Here is an 18,153-nt window from a genome sequence, read left to right as displayed (position 1 = left end):
TTCCTGCCCTGCTGGCGCGCTCGAGCCGGCAGGATGCCGCGCGTAGCGTGTCCGCGATTGCGGGGCCGTTGCCGTGATGCAAACAGCAGTGGTATTTCGGCCCCCTCTGACGAGGGGGCTGTCAGCGTAGCTGACTGGGGGAGAGACCGAGCCAAGTCGACTCACCTTCGGATGACTACCCCTCAGCCGGCTTCGCCGACAGCTCCCCTGACAAGGGGAGCCAACCGTCAGCCGTACCGGCCCTCTGAGGCCGGGCTTTCAGTAAAGCCGACTGGGGGAGAGGCGGTTCGAGAATATGCTTGGCTTCTTGCGGTTTCCGGGGATTGCAAACGGTGGAGGAAAACATAGCGACACGCCCGTCGGCTCACACAATCGAGTACTTTCAACCGTTTGAGGCGCAACATGTTTTGCCGCTTTGCAAACGATGTCAATCGACGTTATAGTTAATAGCGTCATGCAACGGTCCTGACGGTCCCTGACAGCCTCAACAGACCCGACCCAACGACGAGTCGCACGTCAAGCAAACGTGTGCAGTACCCATCCGACCGCACATCGGCCGGCATCCGCACGCGGCACCGTTCGCACAACGCACGCAGCAAGGAGAAGGAGCACCAATGACGGCATCCAGCACCATCACCGCCACGTCCATCGACGGCGCGGAACGCAATGAAAGCCCTGAGCGTCTCGTACGCCCGCTGATTCGCCTTGCCAAAGCGAGCGGCGTATCCACGGCATACATCGATCAGCTTGGCACATACGTCGAGATCGCCGACGATGTGCTGGTCGATGTGCTCGGCGCACTCGGTGTCGACGCCACCAGCCCAGAGGCAATCGACGCGTCCCTTGCCGCGGCCGATGCTGCGACCAGCGATCGCATATTGCCGTCCTCGACCCTGACCGCGACCGCAGGCGAGCCGGCCACCATCACCTTGCATTGCGCGGCCGACGACGAGCCGGAGGCGACGATCACGCTGGAAGACGGCACCGTTCGCCACAGCGACGAGAACGACATCCTTCCCGATCTCAATGTCGCCACGAGCCGGTTCCTCGCATTACCTGACGATTTGCCGATCGGTTATCACACGTTGCAGGTCGCAGCCGGCGATCGCACGGACGAGGCCACGCTGATGGTCGCCCCGGCCCGCATTCCGCTGCCGGCCACCGTGGCCGAACACCCGCGCTGGGGTTGGATGGCCCAGCTGTATTCCATTCGCTCGCACGAGTCGTGGGGCGTGGGCGATTACGGCGACCTGACCACGCTGCTCGCCGATGCCGGCGCGAAGACAGGCGCCGATTTCATGCTGATCAATCCGATTCACGCGGGCGCGCCGGTGCCGCCGCTCGAGCCGTCGCCGTACCTGCCGGAGTCGCGCCGATTCCTCAACGTCACGTACATCCGGCCGCAGAACATCCCCGAATACGCTGAGTTGACCGCCGATGAGCGCACCCGCGTGGACGCGCTGCACGCATCGGTCGCCGCACGCAACGACGATCCCGAACCATTGGACATCAATGCCGCGTGGAACGCGAAGCGCCCGGCTCTGCGCGTGATTTTCGACCATCCGCGCTCCCCCGAGCGCGAGGTCGCGTTCTCGCGGTTCAAGGAGCAGGCCGGACCCGATCTTGACGCGTTCGCCGCCTGGTGCCTCGCGTTCGAGGTGTGGGGCGCGCCTTGGGAGCCGAATTCGTGGTTCGGCCGCACCGGCCGCACGTCGCCCGAAGTCGCCGAACTGATTCGCGACCATCACGATCTGTTCGAGTTCAACCGCTGGCTGCAATGGATTGCCGACGAGCAGGTGGCTGCCGCGCAGCAGGCCGCAAAGGACAACGGCATGGCGCTCGGCCTCATGCAGGACATGGCCGTGGGCGTGCACGCGCTCGGCGCCGACGTGTGGTGGAGCCCGGAACGCTTCGCGCTCGGTTCCGTCACGGTCGGCTGCCCGCCGGACTTCTATAACCAGCAGGGGCAGGATTGGGGCCAGCCGCCGTTCAATCCGCGCTATCTCGAGGCGACCGGATACCGCGTGTACCGCGAGATGGTGCATTCCATGTTCGCTCATGCCGGCGCGGTGCGCATCGACCACGTGCTCGGCTTGTTCCGCCTGTGGTGGATTCCCATGGGCAAGGGCGCGAAGGGCGGCGCGTATGTGATGTATGACTATCGTGCCATGATCGCGGTGCTGTCAATTGAGGCGACGCGCGCGAATGGCTTGGTGATTGGCGAGGATCTGGGCACGGTGCCGGAGTATGTGCGGCAGGTGTTGGCTGATCATGGTGTGCTGGGTACTGATGTGGCCTGGTTCGCGCGCATCGACAACTCTCCGAATGCGGGCGATCCGTATGCGCCGCCAAGCGACTATCGCCGTCAGGCGCTGGCGTCCGTCACGACTCACGATCTGCCTCCGACGGCCGGATACCTGGAGTTCGAGCATGTCCAGCTGCGCGAGCGGCTGCACCTATTGGCCGAGCCGGTCGAGCAGTTCGCCGCGTCGGCGGCGGCCGAACGTCAAGCGATGCTCGACGTGCTGGTCTCCGGCGGGTGGCTGGATGCCGCGGCCGCCGCCGATGTGCTGGGGCACGAACAGGAGATCGTCGAGGCGATGCATCGCATGCTGACGGCCACGCCTTCGGTATTGCGTCAGGCGGCGATTGTGGACGGCACCGGCCAGCACGCGACAGTGAACCAGCCGGGCACGTCCGATCAGTACCCCAATTGGCGGATTCCACTGGTGGATGGCGACGGCCGACTCGTGCATACCGAGGAGGTTTTCAGCAATCCGCGTGTGTTGTCGTTGGCCGCGGTCATGCGCGGCGAACGCTGACGTCGCGCGCGACAGGTCTCCAGTATCGGCCCCCTCTGACGAGGGGGCTGTCGGCGAAGCTGACTGGGGGAGAGACAGGAGACGCAGCGCTCAATTATTAGTGAGACAGACCACTAGTGATGGGCGACGCGCTAGCGGTGGGTGGGTGCGCGGTTGCGCCCGCCCGCCGCATGATGAGGCGGCTTAGATCGACGTGCATGTTTCTCGCTCGTGTATGATAACGTTGTCTTTTGAGGGATTGTTATCCACTGTTGATGAGCGAGGTTGCCATGACAAAAGCGAGCATTCAAGCGGTAGCGAAAGAGGCTGGCGTATCCGTGCCAACGGTGTCACGAACCTTCGCCAAGCCGGATCTTGTGCTGCCGAAGACCCGTGACCGAGTCCTCGCCGCAGCGCGGAAACTCGACTTTCAGGTCTCCCGGTCGGCAGCCGCGCTGAAATCCGGCCAATCGTTCCGCATCGCACTGCTGCATGCCGATACCATTGCCGTCTGGTTCAACGCCAATGTCTTCCGCGGGCTCAACTCCGTATTCGGCCCGGCCGGATACGACATATCCGTATACGGTCTGTCGAACGCGCGGGAACGGCATGATTTCTTCACCGAACTGCCGGTTCGCCGCAATGTGGACGCGGTCATCGTCTGCTCGTTCGACATCGACCCGGATGAGGTCAGTCGTCTGAAAGACGTGAACGTGCCGCTCATCGGCATCAACACACCGTCCACCATCGGACTCGACGGCGCGGTGTGCATTGACGACAAGCTGGGCATGCATACGGCCTTCGAACACCTGATTTCACTCGGCCATCGCAACATCGCCTACGTGTACGACGCGCCGGACGATAGCAGCCAACTGCGCTTCAGCGCTGAAAACCGACTGCAAGGCCTTATCGATGCCGCCGCGTCCCATCCTGACATCACGCTTGCGCAGATTCGCTGCTCCGGCCATGAGGATACGACCGGCGCGGCGCTCGCCCAGCTGACCACCATGTCGCCCACGCCCACCGCGGTCTGCTTCCAGACCGACGAAATGGCGATTCCGGTGCTGTATCGGTTGCCGCAATATGGATTGCGCGTACCGCGTGACCTGTCGGTAATCGGCTTCGACGATATCCCCTTCAGTGCCAAAATGGGACTGACCACATTGCGGCAACGCCCGAATGACCTGGGCGCCATCGCCGCGCGCAAAGCGCTCGCCGCGATGGAAGGACCCCTGCCCGAACCGCGGTTCGAAACCGTGTCCCCGCAGCTGATGCTGCGCGACACCACGGCCATCGCCGCGTAAATGCCCCGATGCGTGTCGCCGTCGGTGACAGCATATCCGCAATATCCACATGAAAAGAACCGTGACGGAGCACATATGGAACGCATCGCGATGTCTGAGGCCCGCACGTCGGCGACGGTTCGTAGATACACCAACAACAACGTGGAAAATAACACAAGCAAAGGAGCACACCAATGTCCACCTTTCCACAGCTGGCCACCCATCCGGGCATGAACCCGGCTTCGGTCATCCAAGGCGACCGTTGGCGCATCGGTATCATCACCGAATCGCTTGTTCGCCTCGAATGGCAGGATGACGGCAAGTTCGAAGACCACGCCACGCAAATGGTTGTCAATCGCGATTGGTTGTCGGATGGAGCGGACGGCGCGGATGGAGCGAACGGTACCGCCACTCCGCCGAAGTTCACGAAGACCGAGCGCGACGGGCTGCTCATCATCGATACGCCGGCGCTGCGCCTCACCTATGACATGCAGCCGTTCAGCAAGGAAGGCCTGAGCATCGTCGTCAAAGGTGTGGCGAATTCCCAGATGAATACGTGGCACTACGGCGAAACCCAGGACGGCAACCTGCGCGGTACTGCGCGTACGCTGGACGCGGTCGACGGCGAGATCGAACTGGGGCTCGGCGTCGTCTCCCGCGACGGTTGGGCGGTGATCGACGACTCCGCGTCGAATGTGATTGTCGAAGGCGCCGAAGCCGCCACCGTCAAGGGCGAGGCCAACCCGTTCGGCATGTGGGTCATGCCGCGCGAGCATCCCGGCAAGGATTTGTATGTCTTCGGCTATGGTCATCGGTATATCGAAGCCGTGCAGGACTTCTACAGGCTCACCGGCCCGACGCCGCTGCTGCCGCGCTTCGCGCTCGGCAACTGGTGGAGCCGCTACCACCGGTACACGGAAACCGAGTATCTGGAGCTTGTCGATCGTTTCGAGCAGGAAGGCCTGCCGTTCACCACGGCCGTGATCGACATGGACTGGCACCTGGTCGACGATGTCGACCCGAAGTATGGATCCGGATGGACCGGCTACACGTGGAACCGCGAATTCTTCCCCGACCCCGAGCGATTCCAGCGCATCCTGCACGAGCATGGACTGCGCACGACGCTCAACGTCCACCCGCGTGACGGCATCCGCGCATTTGAAGACGGCTATGCCAAAGTCGCCGAACACATGGGAATTGACCCGGCGGGCGGCGAGCCGGTCGAGTTCGACCTGACCAGCCCGCGATTCATGGAAACGTACTTCGACCTGCACCACGGGCTCGAAGCCCTGGGCACCGATTTCTGGTGGCTGGACTGGCAGCAGGGCGGCGTGACCCGCCAGAAGGGTCTCGACCCGCTGTGGATGCTGAACCACATGCACTATCTCGATTCGGGGCGCGATGGTCGCTGGCCGCTCACGTTCTCACGGTACGCCGGCCCGGGCTCGCACCGTTACCCGGTCGGATTCTCCGGGGATACGGTCGTGACTTGGGAGTCGCTCAAGTTCCAGCCGTACTTCACGGCTACTGCATCGAACATCGGCTACGGCTGGTGGAGCCACGATATCGGCGGCCACATGTTCGGCTACCGCGACGAGGAGCTGGAGGCCCGCTGGTATCAGCTTGGCGCATTCAGCCCGATCAACCGTCTGCATTCGTCCGATTCGCCGTTCAACGGCAAGGAGCCGTGGAACTTCCATCCCGAGACGGAATGCTCGATGGATGACGCGCTGCGTCTGCGCCACGAACTGCTGCCGTATCTGTACACGATGAACTGGCGTGCCGCCGCCGAGGGCCGGCCGCTGGTCGAGCCGATGTACTGGCAGTCGCCGGAAAATGTCACCGCGTACGGGGTTGAGCATGAGTTCCGCTTCGGTACCGAGCTGATCGTCGCGCCGATTGTGACGCCGTCCGACCGCGACGCGCAGCTGGCGAAAACCGACGTGTGGCTGCCGCAGGGCACGTGGTTCGACTTCTTCACCGGACGGCGGTACGAGGCGGGCTCTGCCGAAGGCCGCAAGTTCGAGGCGTGGCGTGGGCTCGATGGCATTCCGGTCTTCGCGAAGGCCGGCGGCATCGTGCCGTTGCAGCCGCTTGACGAGGAGCTCAACGGCAGCCTCAACTCCGTGGATAATCCGCGCTATCTGGAGATTGCGGTGTTCCCGGGCGCGAACGGTACGTTCGACCTCAAGGAGGACGATGGCACCAACCAGGCGCAGCCGTCGGATGCCGCGCTCGCGGTGACGCATATGGACTTCCGCTGGGAGGCCGGTGGTGCGGTGAACGCGTTCGAGATCGCCCCGGTGGCCGGCAATGTGGCGGCGGTGCCGCAGCAGCGCACGTGGACGGTGACGTTCACCGGTGTGGCGCCGGTCGCCGCTGACGAGTTGATTGTGACGGTTGGCGGCGCTGAGGTCGTGCCGGATGTGTCGTACGACGCCGAGACGCTGAGCCTGTCCGTCACGGTTGCGGATGCGCCGGTCGCACAGGCCGTGTCGATTTACGCGACGAACGGACTGCGGTACGCCGACGATCCGGCGATTGAGGATGCGTTCACTGTGCTGTACAACGCACAGATCGACTATCTGGCCAAGGAACGTGCCTACCGGCTCATCAAGGCTGACGGCGCTCGTGCGCTCAATGCGCTGCACACGCTGGAAAGCACCAAGAGCAGCCATCCCGGCCACGAGTTCGACGATTCCCACATGCCCGAATCCGTGATCCAGGCCATCGCCGAGCCGCTGCTGCGCGCGTAGCTCGTCCGTAATTGCAGGACCGTTGCCGTGAGGCAGACAGTGTTGGTATTTTGGCCCCCTCTGCTGCCCATATTCTCCTGTCCATCTGGAAATGCGCCCTGATACCCATACGGAATATGCTGGTGTGCTCGTAAGCAACGTGCTCACGAGCACACCAGCATGCTAAGCGGCTTATTCCCGAGTGGTAATCAGGACGCTAAGTCCCGATTACCACTTCAATGCCGGTCGCTTCGAATCAGTGCGTGGTCTTGTATTCCGACGCCCAACCATCCACGAAGGCGGACGCGACCGTATCCCAGTCGCCGGTGCCCTGCGCATACTCAAGCATCGCATTGCCGAGGCTCATCACCCATTGCGTGCTCGGCAGAGGATAGATCACAATATCGTAATTGCCTTTGGCTGCGTAGGTATCGTTGGCGCGATGAATCGGATTCGTGGTCTTGTATCCGTTTTCTGCATATGACTTGAACGGTGTCTCGAATCCCATCTCGTCGGTGACCAACTTGCGTGCATCATCGTTTTGCAGGATGTAGTCCAAGAACTGACGGGTCGCCTGCTGATCCTTTTCGGAAGCGTTCTTGTTCATCGCAAAGTACAGGAAGCTGACTGTCAGGCCGGCCTTCTCCTCGCCTTCAGCGCCAATATAAATCGGCAGCACGCCCATGTCCTCGTCAGGTACGTTCTGATCCTTGATTTGCGAGTAACCCCACGTGCCGTTCTGCAGGAACACGGCCTCGCCAAGCGCGAATTCCGAATTGGCGTCATCCATGGTGGCGCTCGAAAGCTGGCTGGCCGGCGTGGTCGAATCAGTGATATACAGGTCGAAGATCTTCTTGAAATTCGGAATGTATGTGTCGGAGATTGTGGCAGGAAGTTGCGTCACGCCTTGATCACGATACTCGTAATACACCGGCACGTGGGCGAGCTGATCGCCAAACCGCCCGATCGAACTCGTATCGAAGCCCGCTGACGTAAACGCGCCCTTGATACCGAGGTCATCTTTATGCGCCTGAATCTCGTCAGCCACGGTCTTCAGCGTATCGAAGTTGTTGATCGTCTCAACGTCCTTCACGCTTGACCAGTTGGCATCAAAATACTTCTGCAGCAAGGCCTTGTTGTAGATGATGCCGTACCGCTCCATCACGTAAGGCACAGCGCCAATTTCATCGCCATTCTTCATGGCGTAGTCCTGCTTGGTGAGGTCCTTGTACATGTTCGTATCGGACATGTCTGCGTAGTAATCGGTCCAATTGAGGAAGTCGTTGTTGTCCACATCGAACACGGTTGGCGCTTCGGATTTGGCGAGCTCGCTCTTCAGCGTCTGTTCGTATGTGCCAGACGATGCTGTGGTGACATCTACTTCGATGCCGGTCTCTGCGGTGAAATTATCTGCAAGCTCACGAATCTGATCAGCCTGCTCTGCTTTCATGCTCAGGAAGTAGACATGACCCTTGTCTGCATTGGAGTCGCCGGAACCGCACCCGGCGATCAATCCCAGAGACAGACCTGCCGCTGCCATTGCGGCCGTTGCTTTGATAATCTTCTTCATGGTTTCCCTCCTATGGAATGCCATAACTTCGTTGTTGTTGCAATACAGGGCGGGGGAGCGGACATCGTCATTGCACAAGTCGTGCCCGCCGGCCGCGCGTAGGTTGGAGGCCCGCCGCCGGTTGCGCCCGGCGGCGTTCATATGGTGTACGGATGAATCACAGGCGAACGTATCGGTTCGCAAACATACGGTGGTGACTGTGGCTCACACCTCCTTGAGTCCACGACTGATGGTCGCATTCGTGACGGTGAGTGTGCCGTCGGTGACGAACATGCTTAATGCGTCGCCTGGGTGCTGGTACATACGCGCGTTGAGTGCGACGCCATTGACGTACAGAGTGGCGATGGTATCGTCCACGATGAGCTGAATGTGATATTCACGCCCGGCAACCAGTTCGATTGGCCGCTCCAGCCCGATATTCATACAGTTGAACCACGGGAAGTTCGGGCTGCCTTCGAATACGTAGCGATGCTCACCAATCGGGAAGATGAACTGATAGCCACGCTCGCTTGCCTCATCGCGGTAGACGCGGAGACCGAAGGATCGCGTTCCCTCGCTGAACGTGACGTCCGCTTCAAACGAATACAGGTCTCCGCAGCCCTCGGCCAGCACGGCGTTACGGCGAGCGTCAGTACCGTCGATTACCGCATTCGTCACGATTTGCTCGCGGTCGTTGAACGCATCCCAGACCGTGTCGGGAATGCGCACGCCAAGTGTGCCGTTGGTACGCTGGTAGACCTCGTGAGGGACGAAGGTGCCAGCCCATTCGAAGTTCTTTGCGTCATCGCAGTCTTCCTTGGTGGCAACCCAGCCGAAGAGGATTCGTCGTCCGCCTAGTTCGAAGGTCCGTCCGGCATAATAGGCGCTGCCGTCAAACGCGTCATCATCGGGTGCGATCCACGGGCCGTCGAGACTCTTGGCCATGCGATACACCATCTTGTGCCGATCGCTGTATTCCGTAACGATGTGATACCACCACTCGCCCATCTTGAACAGATCGGGCATCTCATGCATCGTGTACAGGTTCGGAGCCCAGAAGTCACCTTCGAACGTCCAGTTCTTGAGGTCTTTAGACGTGAACTTCACCGTGCGGCCGGTCTGCTGCGTTTTCGGGCCGATCTTACGGGCTCCGAGGATTAGCAGATACTGGTCATGTTCGTCGTCGCGAATGACCCACGGGTCGCGCCAATCGTCTGGATCGTAGCCTTCTTGCGGAGTGAAGGTGATGGCGTCCTGGGTTTTCGTCCAGTGGTACAAATCATCGCTGACTGCGTGCATCAGCACCTGCGCCGGCTTGCCCTGCTGGGGGTAATCGCGGTTGTACCCGGTGTAGAAGATATGGTATTGCCCTTCCCCTTCAAACACCGATCCCGCGAATATGAACTGATCCTGCTCGTCGTCCCCGCCGCGCGGCACGGCTACACCGCAATCCTTGTAATGCACGAAATCAGAGGTTGTGGCCAGATCCCAGCCGAACGGTTCGCCGAATGGTTCCGGATTGCGATTGTCGCGCTGGTGATACAGAAAGAACTCGTTGCCCTTGCCGAACGGCATGCAGTCGCCGAACCACGTGCCAGGGAATTGGTAGTACAGCTTTGGCATGATCATCACTCCTATATGGTCGGTTGACGACCGCTCGCCGATTGCTCTGTGGTCGGGCTACCGGACTTGTGTGCAGTTTCGCGGCGAACGGTATCCTGGCTGTTTCTACTGCGCAGCTCCGCGCATTAGAAACATGCTTTATTGTATTGTCCTGATTTAATTTAAGCGCTTAAGCATTTAAGCGATTAAGCAATATGATAAACATTCAAACCATACCTGTCAAGCCATGACGCAAACCTCTAGGAATGGCGCGTGTCTCGCGCTGCCGACTACCCGCGATAGGCGCGGATAGAATCGCGCATCACTGAAGGGCAGCCCACCAGCAATGGCTCGAAGCGGTGCGTTTTGCTATCTTCGATGCGATCGGTTTCGCTGCTGTCGTAGTCGGCGTCGGGCGTCTTATTCAGCGTCAGCAACGAGCGTACGCCTAATACACCAAGGTCATATTGCGGCAGTCCGACCGTCGTGAGTGCGGGATGCAGGTGTGCGGAAATGACCTCCTGGTTATCGAATCCGACAATCGACAAATCGTCGGGCACACGTAAGCCTCGCTCGCGAAGCGCGTCGTACAAACCCATGGCAGTGCGGTCGTTATGACAGAACACTGCCGTGGCGCCGGTCTTCAGCACTGCGTCGGCCGCTCCGTAACCGCCTTCCTGGTCGGCTGTTGCGTCAACGACCATTGCGGGGTCGTATGCCAATCCGTGTGCGGCAAGTGCCTGACGATACCCTTCGAGGCGGCCGACCGACGCAGGCGATGCGGTTGGCTCGTTCACAAACGCAACATGACGATGCCCCGCCTGCAGCAACAACTCGGTAGCGGACTGTCCGCCCTGCACTTCATTGGGGACCACAGCGGGGAATCGACCCGATTCGTCAAAGCAGTTCACCAATACGGACGTAGTGCGTTCCAGCTCGTCAGGTGGCGTAATGGCGCGATGCACCCAGCTTGAATAGATGATTCCCTCAACCTGATGCTCAAGCATGAACGAAAAGGCCTTTCGCTCAATGGTCGCATTGCCGTCGGTATCGACTACCAACAGGATTTTGCCGTTGCGCCATGCTTCGTCCTGCGCGCCTTGAATGACTCGTCCGGCGAATGGAGATGTGGCGACACCATCGCTGATGAAACCGATTAGATCGGACTTGCCGCGCGCGAGACTTCGGGCAAACGCGTTGGAATGGTATCCGAGACGTTCGGCGACGTTGCGGACTTTGCGGCGCGTGTTTTCGGGAATGCGTACGTTCTTGTTGTCGTTGATCGCCCATGATGCGGTGGCGGTGGAGACTCCAGCCGCCTTGGCAACGTCCTGCAGTGTGACTTTGCCCATGCGCTATTGCCTTTGCGGGGACGTGCTGGACGGGGCGGACGTGTCTGACGCGTCAGACGGGGCGACGTATGCGGCGAATACGCGCTCGAGGATCGGCACATGCAGCATCAGCACCGATCCGTAGCCGAGGACTATCAGCAGGAACAGGCCTTGCGGCATGTAGACCCATGAGGCGACGAGCAGGCCGAGGAAGATAGCGTCGATCGTGACCAATACCAATGTGGCACCGATGCGCGAGACGCCGAAGATGAACGCGTTCGCCAGTACTCCGCCGAAGGAGTTCTCGAAGCGCGCCTGCAACGCCCACACCCATTCGAATCCGATGATCCACACCAAGGTCAGACCGATTTTGGGGATGAGCAGCGGCGTGATCTGCAACACCACCCATGAATACACGAGGCCGGCTCCCGTGGTGCCGAAAATAATCCATAGCCCCGTGGCCTTGAGGAAATTCGCGCGGAATGCCTTGAAATAGTTCGCGGTGACATGACCTTCCGCGATTGCCACGCGCCGCGCGGCATCGTGTCCGGCCGTGAGCGCCGCGCCGATGGTGATCAGTGGAATGCTGGTGATGATCATGAGCAGGTTGATCCAGATGGCATCTACGGTATTGCTCAGTCCGCGCATGAATGCGGAATCCGGAGACATAAAGCCCATGATTCATCTCCTTGAGGGGCGGGCGGATGGATACACGTCATTGTAGCGGGCGTGGCCCACGGGGAGTCGCCTGTTTGCCGATTCATGCACAGTACCTTGGCAACGTATTCACCAGAGCTGCAATCGGATGGTATGAGAAAACGCTTGAAATATCAAGTAATCCCCGGTAACACGCCGATTATGTACATGATTGCATCGCGTGATATCGTTGTCATCAACGCTTACAGTAACGAGTCGCTGAGCATAGTTCAGAGGCCCCTTTGAGAAGAACAGATCGCCGGACATAGATGTTCGGTATATGCGGAAGGAGCATAACGCCGATGAGCACCATGAACATGAAGAGAATCCTCGCCGCAGGCGTTGCGGCCGTCACCATGTTCAGCCTCGCCGCCTGCGGAAGCACTGCGGCCGATCCGAATAAGGGTCATGTTTATTTCTTGAATAGCAAATCTGAGGTGGTCGATCAACTGCAGCAACTTGCGCAGGACTACACCGATCAGACCGGCGTGCAGGTCGACATCCAGACCGCGTCCTCCGGCAGCTACGAGCCCACGCTGACCTCCGAACTGGCCAAGTCCGAAGCTCCGACCATGTTCACCATCGCCGGCTACGACGAGTTCGCCAAGTACCAGAAGTATCTCGAACCGTTGCAGGATACCGACGTGTACAAGCTGCTCAACGACGAAGGCAAGACCAACTCGCATAAGGTCGGCGACGACGCCTACACCCTGCCATATGCGGCCGAGTGGTACGGCATCATCTACAACAAGAAGATCGTCAACGAATACGCCAAGAAGGACTACGCAGTCATCAAGTCCGACGCCGACATCAAGGACTACGACACCTTGAAGAAGGTCGTCGAGGACATGAACAAGCACAAGGACGACCTCGGCATCCAGGCTGCGATGGCGACGCCGGGCCTGGACTCCTCCCCTTACCGCTTCGTGTCACATATGACCCGACTGCCGTTGTTCTACGAATTCCGTGACGACAACACCACGTTCACCACTGATCTCAAGGGCACCTATCTGAAAAACTACAAGGATCTGTTTGATCTCGAAGTGAAGAACAGCCCGACTGAGAGCTCCATGCTCAGCTCGAAGACCTACGACGACATCACCTCTGAGTTTGCGCTCGGCGACGTCGCGTTCTACCCGAACGGCGTGTGGGCTTACACCCAGATCAAGGACAACAACGTGGCTGACGAGGACCTCGGCATGCTGCCGTACTGGATGGGCATCGACGGAGAAGACGAGTACGGCCCTGCAGGCGCGTACGACGCTTCGTGGGCGGTGAACAAGAACGCGTCCGACAAGGACAAGCAGGCCACGCTCGACTTCATCAAGTGGATGGTCTCTTCGGATGAGAGCAAGAATGCGCTCTCCAAGGAGATGGGCTTCTCGGTCCCGTTCACCACGTTCGGCGATGACGATCAGCCGGATAACCCGCTTACCAAGCTCGCCCGCTCCTACGCGGATGAAGGCAAGAAGTCCGTCACCAGCTTCCCGCTGCCTAGCCAGCAGTGGCAGGATGATCTGGCCAGCGCGCTGCTCAACTACGTGCAAGGCGGCGGCCAGTGGTCCGACTTTGAAAGCGCGTTCACGAACGGCTGGAAGAAGGATTGGGACAATAACAAGAACGTCCTCGGCATGCTGCCGGAATCCAAGGCATTCGACGCTCAGTAGCCAGTAGCCAGTAGCGTACGAGCACTGCGCTCGGCGCCATGCGTCGCGTCGGTTTCACGCAGCACAATAATGGTGCGTGAGGCCGACGCGATTGCAGTAATTATGTACGAACGTACACCATATAATAAATGGCGATATACGCCATAAGGAGGGAACCCGTGACCGCGAATAACAAGCGCGATGACTGGTGGAAGCAAGCTGTCGTCTATCAGGTCTATCCGCGTAGCTTCAAAGACGCCAACGGTGACGGACTTGGCGACATCGCAGGCGTCACCGAGAAAATCCCCTATCTCAAGACGCTCGGCGTAGACGCCATCTGGCTGAGCCCGTTCTATCCCTCCGACCTGGCGGACGGCGGCTACGACGTCATCGACTATCGCAATGTCGATCCGCGTCTGGGAACCATGGACGACTTCGACGCCATGGTCGCTGCCGCGCACGAAGCCGGCATCAAAGTCATCGTCGATATCGTGCCGAACCATACCGCCGACAAGCATGTCTTCTTCCAGGAGGCGCTGGCCGCAGGACCCGGATCGCCCGAACGCGACCGCTACATCTTCCGCGACGGCCGTGGCGAGCATGGCGAGCTGCCGCCGAACGACTGGATTTCCCTGTTCGGTGGTCCGGCGTGGGAACAGGTGCCCGACGGCCAGTGGTACCTGCACATCTTCGCCAAGCAGCAGCCGGACGTCAATTGGAACAACCCGGACATCCACGAGGAGTTCAAGAAGACCCTGCGCTTCTGGTCCGATCACGGCACCGACGGTTTCCGCATCGACGTAGCGCATGGCTTGGCCAAGGATCTGGAATCCACGCCGCTTGACCAGATGGACCCGCTGGCCGTGCAGCACGGCCTCTGCCACGACTTCACGAGCCCGCTCTGGGACCGTCGAGAAGTGCACGACATCTACCGCGAATGGCGTGAGGTGTTCAACGAGTACAACCCGCCGCGATTCGCCGTCGGCGAGGCATGGGTCGTGCCGGAACACCAGCATCTGTATGCGAGCACCGATGAACTCGGCCAGGTGTTCAACTTCGAATTCGCCGAAGCGAACTGGGATGTGGACGCGATGCGCGCGGCAATCCTCGCCGGTCTGCGCTCCGCCGAGGAAACGCACGATTCGACGACGACCTGGGTGATGAGCAACCATGACGTGCCGCGTCACGTTTCGCGTTACGGTCTTCCGCAGGTGCCCGCCTCGTCGCATCACCAGCTCGCCAAGGACTGGCTGCTGCGCGACGGCACCAGCTACTTCGAAGATCGCGAGCTCGGCACCAAGCGTGCGCGCGCGGCGATTCTGATGGAGCTCGGCCTGCCCGGTTCGGTGTACATCTATCAGGGCGAGGAACTCGGTCTGCCTGAAGTGGCGGACATCCCGTGGGATCGTCTCGAGGACCCGACCCCGTTCTTCACCCGCGAACGGTTCATCGAAAAGGGTCGCGACGGTTGCCGCGTGCCTCTGCCGTGGGTCGCCGCCGACGTGCCTGCACCCGCTGATTGGAACGAGGGATTCGGCACCGGGGCATCGTTCGGATTCTCCCCGGCGAAGAAGGCCGACGGTTCGGCCAGCGCGGACCCGCATCTGCCGCAGCCACTGTGGTACAAGGATTATGCCGCCGACGCCGAAGCTGCGGATGACGCGTCGATGCTGAACCTGTATCGGGCCACATTGACTCTGCGCGCTTCGCTGCTTACCGCAACCGCCGATACTGCGGACTGCGCGGCCATCGATGCCGGACACGACGTGATCGCGTACTCCCGCCCCAGCACGGACGGACGCCGTTTCGCCAGCTACACCAATTTCGGTGCGACGGCGCTGACGCTGCCCGCCGGCGAGGTCGTGCTCGCCTCCGGCGATCTGACCGCTGACGGCGCTCTGCCGCAGGACACCACGGTCTGGATACTGCTCGACTAAATTTTCTTTCTCCTCCTTCCCTTAGCGGCTTTCTGGGTCTTCCCGGGAAGCCGCTTTTTGTATGCCTTGTTGGGCGCGTGGATGTACAGAGAGGGGTGCAGCCGTGTTGTAAAGGACTGCGCGCGGGCGGGCATACGCGGTGGTGACGTGGGCGTGAGGGGTTGTATAAGCTGCATGCTGCCTATCTTGCTTACGAGGGGCTGATTTGGGCTGTCGGGAAGGTCTATCTGCGTTACGAGGGGCTGCCCACTGGAGTATCAACGCCCCAAAACGGTTTAACGGCGTTGGGATGACGCGGTTTTCAGGGCGCGGTACCACAGGCGAGAGCCCCTCGTAGCGCAGATAGATGTTCCGCAACCCCCAAATCAGCCCCTCGTAAGCAAGATATGTGGCTCGTCAGTCGAATTGCGGGTTGGCATGATTCTGCATGTCTAGAGATGCTAGTGGTCTGTCTCGCAATTGTCTAAGCGGATTGGCCCCCTCTGACGAGGGGGGGCTGTCAGCGAAGCTGACTGGGGGAGAGCCCAAAAGGTCGACTAGCTTTCTGATGACTACCCCTCAGTCGGCTATGCCGACAGCTCGTCCTGCAATCAGGGACGCGCTTCGCGCGCGGTTTGCCGGCTCGCCTGTCGGCTCGCACAGCACCTACAAACAGCTCCGCTGTTTGCTTTACGGTGCTGTCCTGACAAGGGGAGCCTCCAATGTATTCAACGAATTGCTGACGCAAGATACTAGGTGTATTCCAGTTCGGTGAAGAAAGAGGCCAGAGCCGCGCGCTCCAATGCGCATACGAAAGGGGGCTTCCCGGAACAATCCGGGAAGCCCCCCTTCGGCTTGTAATCGTCAGCCCTTGACGGCGCCAGCCATCACACCCTTGATGATGTACTTCTGGCACACGAGGTAGAAGATGATGATCGGGATGATGGCCAGCACGAGGCAGCCCATCATGGCACCCATATCCACCGAGCCATAACCACCCTTGAGGTACTGGATGGCGATCGACATGGTCTTGAATCGGCGCATGTCCAACGTCAGGTACGGCAGGAGGAAGTCGTTCCAGATCCACATGGCCTGCAGGATGGCGACCGAGATCACGGACGGGCGCATGATCGGCAGCACGATCTGGAAGAAGATGCGCGGCACGGAGGCGCCGTCGATCATTGCGGACTCCTCAAGCTCCTGCGGGATGCCCTTGATTACGCCTGTGAACATGAACACGGCCAGACCGGCGCCGAAGCCCAGATACACGATCCACAGGCCCCACGGAGTGTTCAGGCCGAGCATATCGGCAATCTTGGAGAGGGTGAACATGACCATCTGGAACGGCACGATCATGTTGAACAGGAACAGCAGGTACAGGGACTTCGCGGTGCGGTTGTTCACACGCACGATCCACCATGCGCACATGGAGGTGCACAGCAGGATGAGCAGCACTGCGCCGACCGTGACCACAACGGTCCAGCCGAAGGATTCGATCAGATTGGTGCGCTTGATGCCGCGCGTGTAGTTCTGCAGTCCGACGAACGCCTTGCCGGTCGGAATCGAGAACGCGTTGCGGCTGATGTATGCCTTCTGCTTGAACGAGTTGATCACCACGAGGACGATCGGAAACACCCAAGCCAGCGAGATGATGGTGAACAGCGTGGTCCACAGTACCGGATGCTTGACTTTCTCGCTCATGCGGACACCTCCTTGCTAGTGGTGAGACGGTTCTGGATGATGGCGATCAGCGCCACGATGATGAAGAACACGACGGCCTTCGCCTGGCCGACGCCCTCGAAGCCTGCGCGGCCGTAGAACGTGCGGTAGATGTTCAGGGCCAGCAGCTCGGAGCTGTTGGACGGGGCGCCGTTGGTAAGAGCAAGGTTCTGATCGAACATCTTGAAGCCACCGGTGACGGTCAGGAACGAGCACACGGTGATGGACGGCATCATCAGCGGGATCGTGACCTGGAACAGCGTCTGGGTGTTGGTTGCGCCGTCAACCGCGGCGGCTTCGAGCACGTCGCCCGGAAGCGCCTGCAGGCCGGCGATGTAGATGATCATCATGTAGCCGATTTGCTGCCAGCAGTACAGCATGACCATGCCCCAGAAGCCATACACACCCGAGGAGGTGATCGAACAACCCCAGTGGGCCAGCACGCCGTTGAGCAGCAGCAGCCAGATGTAGCCCAGGATGATGCCACCGATAAGGTTCGGCATGAAGAACACCGAACGGAAGACGTTGGTGCCTGCGAACTTCTTGGTGAGCATGTATGCGATCGCGAATGCGGCCACGTTGATCACGATGGTCGTCACGATTGTGAACAGCACTGTGTACACCAATGCGTTCCAGAACTCCTTGTCCTGCACCGCGTTGACGTAGTTGTCAATGCCGATGAACTGGGCGTCCGTCACCGTGCTGAACTTGCAGAAGCTCAGGTACAGGCCCATGATGAAGGGCACCACGAAACCAATCATGAATGCTGCGAACGTAGGCAGGGCGAACAAAGCCCACCACCTGCGAATCGCTTTGCCAGTCATAGAAATCATGCCAGCCTACTTTCTCCTCCTTGAGCACACCCGCACTACCGC

At 60.1% G+C, this 18,153-nt stretch carries 11 protein-coding genes; 5 read left to right on the top strand and 6 right to left on the bottom strand.

What is annotated here, in order from left to right; genetic code table 11:
• Window positions 1-614: 614 nt before the first annotated feature.
• From malQ to BW14_RS07525, 3 genes are all read left to right on the top strand, one after another.
• Complete coding sequence (gene malQ / locus BW14_RS07535) at window positions 615-2,822, top strand: 4-alpha-glucanotransferase (RefSeq protein ID WP_140489939.1); 2,208 nt, start codon at window positions 615-617, stop codon at window positions 2,820-2,822.
• A 269-nt stretch (window positions 2,823-3,091) separates the two neighbouring features.
• Entirely contained in the window at window positions 3,092-4,105 is a 1,014-nt protein-coding gene (locus BW14_RS07530) for a LacI family DNA-binding transcriptional regulator (RefSeq protein WP_140489937.1), read from the top strand.
• Between the two features lie 173 nt (window positions 4,106-4,278).
• Window positions 4,279-6,840 carry a glycoside hydrolase family 31 protein gene (locus tag BW14_RS07525; protein WP_140489935.1) on the top strand — a complete coding sequence of 854 codons (2,562 nt, stop codon included), beginning with the start codon at window positions 4,279-4,281 and terminating at the stop codon, window positions 6,838-6,840.
• A gap of 235 nt (window positions 6,841-7,075) precedes the next feature.
• Here the strand turns inward: BW14_RS07525 and BW14_RS07520 are convergent, their stop codons facing one another.
• The 4 genes from BW14_RS07520 to BW14_RS07505 all read right to left on the bottom strand — a co-directional run bounded on the left by BW14_RS07520 (window position 7,076) and on the right by BW14_RS07505 (window position 11,979).
• Entirely contained in the window at window positions 7,076-8,389 is a 1,314-nt protein-coding gene (locus BW14_RS07520) for an ABC transporter substrate-binding protein (protein WP_140489933.1), read from the bottom strand.
• A gap of 204 nt (window positions 8,390-8,593) precedes the next feature.
• Entirely contained in the window at window positions 8,594-9,991 is a 1,398-nt protein-coding gene (locus BW14_RS07515; protein ID WP_140489945.1) for a glycoside hydrolase family 32 protein, read from the bottom strand.
• Window positions 9,992-10,260: 269 nt separating this feature from the next.
• Window positions 10,261-11,322, bottom strand: a complete 1,062-nt coding sequence (locus BW14_RS07510; RefSeq protein WP_140489931.1) for a LacI family DNA-binding transcriptional regulator — start codon at window positions 11,320-11,322, stop codon at window positions 10,261-10,263.
• 3 nt (window positions 11,323-11,325) lie between these two features.
• Window positions 11,326-11,979 carry a YesL family protein gene (locus BW14_RS07505; RefSeq protein WP_140489929.1) on the bottom strand — a complete coding sequence of 218 codons (654 nt, stop codon included), beginning with the start codon at window positions 11,977-11,979 and terminating at the stop codon, window positions 11,326-11,328.
• Between the two features lie 320 nt (window positions 11,980-12,299).
• On the opposite strand from BW14_RS07505, the gene BW14_RS07500 reads away from it, so the two are divergent.
• Window positions 12,300-13,664 carry an ABC transporter substrate-binding protein gene (locus BW14_RS07500; RefSeq protein WP_140489927.1) on the top strand — a complete coding sequence of 455 codons (1,365 nt, stop codon included), beginning with the start codon at window positions 12,300-12,302 and terminating at the stop codon, window positions 13,662-13,664.
• 158 nt (window positions 13,665-13,822) lie between these two features.
• Window positions 13,823-15,580, top strand: coding sequence for a glycoside hydrolase family 13 protein (locus BW14_RS07495; RefSeq protein WP_140489925.1), 1,758 nt, complete (start codon window positions 13,823-13,825; stop codon window positions 15,578-15,580).
• 843 nt (window positions 15,581-16,423) lie between these two features.
• Here the strand turns inward: BW14_RS07495 and BW14_RS07490 are convergent.
• On the bottom strand, window positions 16,424-17,260 hold the full coding sequence (locus BW14_RS07490) for a carbohydrate ABC transporter permease (protein WP_140463478.1): 837 nt from the start codon (window positions 17,258-17,260) through the stop codon (window positions 16,424-16,426).
• On the bottom strand, window positions 17,257-18,111 hold the full coding sequence (locus BW14_RS07485) for a carbohydrate ABC transporter permease (RefSeq protein WP_140489923.1): 855 nt from the start codon (window positions 18,109-18,111) through the stop codon (window positions 17,257-17,259). The genes BW14_RS07490 and BW14_RS07485 overlap by 4 nt, the downstream gene beginning before the upstream one ends.
• Window positions 18,112-18,153: the final 42 nt, after the last annotated feature.

Origin of the sequence: Bifidobacterium sp. UTBIF-68 (assembly GCF_006408855.1) — a bacterium.
Taxonomy (GTDB): Bacteria; Actinomycetota; Actinomycetes; order Actinomycetales; family Bifidobacteriaceae; genus Bifidobacterium; species Bifidobacterium reuteri.
This window is presented reverse-complemented; position numbering and strand designations above follow the sequence as displayed.